The sequence below is a fragment of the Frankia sp. CoWAU3 genome (assembly GCF_977971855.1).
Genome location: NZ_CDWWXB010000205.1, coordinates 2149 through 6697, shown reverse-complemented (window position 1 = coordinate 6697; position 4549 = coordinate 2149). Strand labels below are relative to the sequence as shown.

The following is a 4549-nucleotide window of genomic DNA, read 5'->3' as shown; positions in this document are numbered from 1 at the left end:
TGTGTCGCCCAGGGCGCCCCGAGTCACCCCACAGCACGTCTACAAAACATCACCGATCACAACGTAGCGTGATCTCTGCGCGGCCCTGGTCCCGGACTACACAAGGCGGCCGATCTCAGGCCGCACCGATGTGGCCGGGCTCTCAGGCCACCATTAGAGTGATCTCCTGGATACGGTAACAGTACGTCGCGAAGCGACAGCGCCCCGCCATGTCCCTGCCGCAACACCCTGAGGAGGAGATCCATGTTCGGTCTGACGGTGCGGTTCGAGGTACGCCCGGACACGGCGGACGCGTTCGACGCGTTGGTGGCCGAGACGGTGCCGCTGATCGCAGCCCACGAACCCGGGACCTTGATCTACACTACCCATCGGGTGGTCGGCGACGACAATGCCCGGCTCTTCTACGAGCTCTACCGCGACCGCGAGGCGTTCGAGGATCATGAGAACCAGCCGCACATCCACCATTTCGTCGCCGAGCGGCAGGATCTGCTCACAGGTCCCCCGCGTATCGAGTTCATCACACTGACCTCGGGCACCGGGCTTCCTACGATGACAGGCGCCTGAGGACCCGGCACCTGCCGGTCCGTTCTTCACCCGCCCTGGGCTGGAGCGGCCGATGCCACTTGGCCCAGCCCAGCCGGGCAGGAAACCCGCGTCGGCGGACCGTCCGCCGACCAGGCCAGGAGGGTGACGCATGAAAATCGGTTTCATCGGGCTCGGCGGAATGGGCAGCGCCATGGCGCGCAATCTGATCGACGCCGGCCACACCGTACTGGCCTGGAACCGCTCACCGGATCCCGTCACCGAGCTGGCCGCCGCCGGTGCGGTGCCCGCCAGCATCTCCGAGGCGTTCGCCACCGGAATCGTCCTCAGCATGCTGGCGGACGACCAGGCCGTCACCGACCGCCTGCTCGATCCGCGGGTACTGACCGCCGCGCCGGCCGGAGCACTGCATGTGAATATGGCCACCGTCAGCACCGCGCTGGCGATCCAGGCCCGGCGTGAGCACGCCGAGCACGGGCTGCGCTACCTCGCGGCTCCTGTCTTCGGCCGGACCGACGCCGCCCGCGCCGGCAACCTCACCATCGTGACCAGCGGCGATCCGGACGCGATCGCCGAGGTTCAGCCCCTGTTCGACGTCCTCGGCCGGCGAACCTGGACGGTCGGCGATGCGCCGGAGCACGCCAACCTGGTGAAGATCCTGGGTAACTATCTGATCGCCTGCAGCATCGAGGCGATGGCGGAGGCGAGCGCCGTCATCGAGGCCGGCGGGATGAACCCGGCCACGTTCATCGAAGTGCTCACCGACAACCTGTTTACCGGCCCGGTCTTCACCGGCTATGGCCGCATGATCGGAAACCGGGACTACGAGCCCGTCAACTTCCGTCTCCCGCTCGGGTTGAAGGACGTCCAGCTCGCGCTGGCCTCAGGGCTGGAACGGAACGTTCCGCTGCCCTTCGGCGGCGTGCTGCGGGACGCCTTCGTCGACGCGCTGGCGCATGGCCAGACCGACCAGGACTGGGCCGCGGTGACCGAGACGGCCCGCCGACGCGCCGGGCTCGCCTGATCCACGGCGCCGGGCCGCCACCGCACCGCACTGCGCGGTACCGACCTCAACGACCGTACCGACCTCAACGACCGTACCGAGCACAACGACCGTACCGAGCACAGCACGGACGGGATGTGCCTGGCCGGAGGGATATACCCCTGGCCGGTCAGTCCCCACATGGGCATCGCTACGGCTGGCGGCTGTCGTCGTGGTGCTTCTCTGGCTCCGCCGGCACTGGGCCGGACTGCGTGGCCCGGTGATGCTGTCCGGTGTCGGCGGACAGCAGGCCGGGCATGGATGCTCCGGTAAGAGCGGACGGCGGGAAACCCGCGCTGCGGCGGACCGCGGAGCCATACCAGCGGTCGTCGTCGAAACCGCTCTCGTCGTCGCTGCCGTCCGGACCGTCTCCGCCGGCGTAGTCCCAGCTCGACGACCAGTTGTCCGACGAGGACTCGACGGAGGCATCGGATGCGTCCGAACGCGCCCAGTCGAACTCACCACGACCGAACACGAACGAGCCACCCATCGGACGATTCTCCGGTATCGAGCGGTGCACGGACGCCGACGCCGACACCGGGCCGACGACACGCGGGATCACAAGCCAGGCAGTGATGTTGACCCCCACGACAACGAGGATAATGACAATCGGAACCAGATAGCTGTACTCGGACGGCAGCATGACGGCAAGCGCCGTCAACCCTCCCACCAGGAGGGCGACGCCCGTGGAGATCGCCGCGAGGAGCCGGGCCATGGACATGTTCCTATCGCCGTACGGCCAGCGATGCCCCCGATCGACGTCAACCCGACAAGGCAGAGGACGGTTTGGTGCCGTGTATCCCACTTACACCGTCCGCCCTCACGTCATGGGACGATCTTGAGCGCTCGAAGAGCCACCCGGCCGCGACCCTCCGTGCGTGATCACGTTCTGGCGTCCCCCGATCTCCCTGGATGACTGCATGGCCGGACGATGGCAAGACCACCGCGTGACGTCATCGTAGAAGCGCGGGGAGACGTCGGGAACCACGTTGCGTCGGCACCCCGGGGACGGCCTGGAGGCGGCTTGGAAGACGCCCGGAGACGCCCGGAGACATCGAGGATGCGACTGGGGTGCCTCGGATCGGGGACGGATGGGAACGACCCGGACACCTCAGCCGCGTCCTCAACATACCTGTTCGATAGCTAGTAGTCACTGATCGATTACAAGCAGTTCTAGCCTACACTCCGTTTGGCGTGCCTGTACCCGTATGGCATACCCACCCGGGCACGGCTCCTCGTGGACGATCGACAGACGGACCACGCATTTCCCGCGATACATCGATGAAAGATCGCGTTCCGGACCAGGCGAAGGTCATCGGATGATCCAGCGGATCGGGACGATCCCCGGATGTCGAGCCGGCCACACCTCGGCCCCTCGCGGCACGCGGACGCCTTCACCTGGGTAAACAACGAGGTATGACGCACAGCGATGCGCCCAGCTCAGCGAGGCGAGATGGTCCTATGTCGGACGCGCGAGGACTGTCCGGGACCGGACAATGGTTCCGTGACAACAGCCACAGGGTGAGCATCGGGTTTCCGGCTTAGTCTGATCGCTCATGAGCGGCGCGCCGATCGGGGTGTTCGACAGCGGGGTGGGCGGTCTGACTGTGGCGCGCGCCATTTTGGACCAGCTTCCGCATGAGCCCCTGATGTATCTCGGGGACACCGCTCGGGCACCCTACGGCCCGCGGCGGATCGCCGAGGTGCGTCGCTACGCCCTCGATGCCCTCGACCGGCTCGTGGACGAGGGCGTGAAGCTGCTGGTCATCGCCTGCAACACGGCAAGTGCCGCCTGTCTGCGCGACGCCCGGGAGCGTTACGACATACCAGTCATCGAAGTGATCATGCCGGCGACCCGCCGAGCGGCCGCGGCGACCCGCAGCGGGCGGGTAGGCGTCATCGGCACGCTGGCGACGATTGCCAGCCGCGCCTACGACGACGCGTTCACCGCCGCCGCGGGCGTGGAGTTGACCGGTGCGGCCTGCCCGGCGTTCGTGGACTTCGTTGAGCGGGGTATCACCTGCGGGCGGCAGTTGCTCGGGCTAACCGAGGCGTACCTCGCACCATTGCAGGAAGCCAACGTGGACACGGTGATACTTGGATGTACACATTACCCACTGCTGACGGGTGTCATCGGCCTCGTGATGGGAGAGGGCGTCACTCTGGTGAGTAGTGCCGAGGAGACGGCCAAGGACACCTACCGGGTACTTGTCCGGCATGGACTCTTCCGCGATCCGGACCTTCCGCCGCCCACACACCGGTTCCTCACCACGGGTGATCCAACCTTGTTCAGCCGGGTGGGACGCAGGTTCCTCGGCCCCGAACTCGTCGGCGTCGCGGCGGTGTCCCCGCCCGTTCCCGCCGCGCGGGCCACAGTCACGCCTCCAGCCGCATGGGCCGCCCGAACCGGGGCGGACCAGGAACCCTCCTCCCAGCAGAGCCCGGTGGTGCCACGGTGAAACTGACGATCCTCGGCTGTTCAGGCACGTATCCCGGCCCGACGTCGGCCTGTTCGTCCTACCTCGTCGAGTCGGACGGGTTCCGGCTCGTCCTCGACGCGGGCAACGGGTCCATGGGCGAACTGCAACGGCACTGCGACCTGCGTGAGATCGACGCGGTGCTGCTCAGCCACCTGCACGGCGACCACTGCCTGGACCTGGTGGCCAACTCCTACGCGCGGCGGTACCACCCGGAGGGCATGCCGCCCAAGCTCCCGGTCTACGGCCCGATCAACACCCAGGAACGGCTGTGCGGAGCGTTCGAGAAATGGCCGGACGACAGCCTGGCCGACATCTACGACTTCCGGACCATCGGCGCCGGCCGCCTGCACATCGGGCCGTTCCGGATCGATCTCACCCGGGTGGCCCATCCGGTGGAGGCCTACGGCATCCGCCTCACCGCCGACGATCGGGTACTGACCTACTCGGGCGACACCGGGGCGTGTGACCGGCTGGTCCGCCTCGC

Annotated in this window: 5 protein-coding genes; 4 read left to right on the top strand and 1 reads right to left on the bottom strand. The window is 67.3% G+C overall.

Features of this window, described 5'->3' with window-relative positions; genetic code table 11:
• Positions 1-243: 243 nt before the first annotated feature.
• On the top strand, positions 244-564 hold the full coding sequence (locus AC08ON_RS15325; RefSeq protein WP_011435328.1) for a putative quinol monooxygenase: 321 nt from the start codon (positions 244-246) through the stop codon (positions 562-564).
• A gap of 130 nt (positions 565-694) precedes the next feature.
• Positions 695-1567, top strand: a complete 873-nt coding sequence (locus AC08ON_RS15320; RefSeq protein WP_134351697.1) for an NAD(P)-dependent oxidoreductase — start codon at positions 695-697, stop codon at positions 1565-1567.
• Between the two features lie 169 nt (positions 1568-1736).
• Here the strand turns inward: AC08ON_RS15320 and AC08ON_RS15315 are convergent, their stop codons facing one another.
• Positions 1737-2300 (bottom strand): hypothetical protein, encoded by a 564-nt coding sequence (locus AC08ON_RS15315; RefSeq protein ID WP_476608179.1) that lies wholly within the window; start codon positions 2298-2300, stop codon positions 1737-1739.
• 841 nt (positions 2301-3141) lie between these two features.
• On the opposite strand from AC08ON_RS15315, the gene murI reads away from it, so the two are divergent.
• Together murI and AC08ON_RS15305 are read left to right on the top strand one after the other, a co-directional pair.
• The gene (gene murI / locus AC08ON_RS15310; protein WP_011435325.1) at positions 3142-4044 is read left to right on the top strand and encodes a glutamate racemase; all 903 of its coding nucleotides are present in this window, start codon (positions 3142-3144) and stop codon (positions 4042-4044) included.
• On the top strand, positions 4041-4549 hold a 509-nt coding region (locus AC08ON_RS15305; RefSeq protein ID WP_476617210.1), incomplete at its 3' end, for an MBL fold metallo-hydrolase. The genes murI and AC08ON_RS15305, both read left to right, overlap by 4 nt.

What these genes read in the sequence shown, in the direction of transcription:
- AC08ON_RS15325 (WP_011435328.1), top strand. Translation starts at nt 244, where the DNA reads ATGTTCGGTCTGACGGTGCGGTTCGAGGTACGCCCGGACACGGCGGAC.
- AC08ON_RS15320 (WP_134351697.1), top strand. Translation starts at nt 695, where the DNA reads ATGAAAATCGGTTTCATCGGGCTCGGCGGAATGGGCAGCGCCATGGCG.
- AC08ON_RS15315 (WP_476608179.1), bottom strand. Translation starts at nt 2,300, where the DNA reads ATGGCCCGGCTCCTCGCGGCGATCTCCACGGGCGTCGCCCTCCTGGTG.
- murI (WP_011435325.1), top strand. Translation starts at nt 3,142, where the DNA reads ATGAGCGGCGCGCCGATCGGGGTGTTCGACAGCGGGGTGGGCGGTCTG.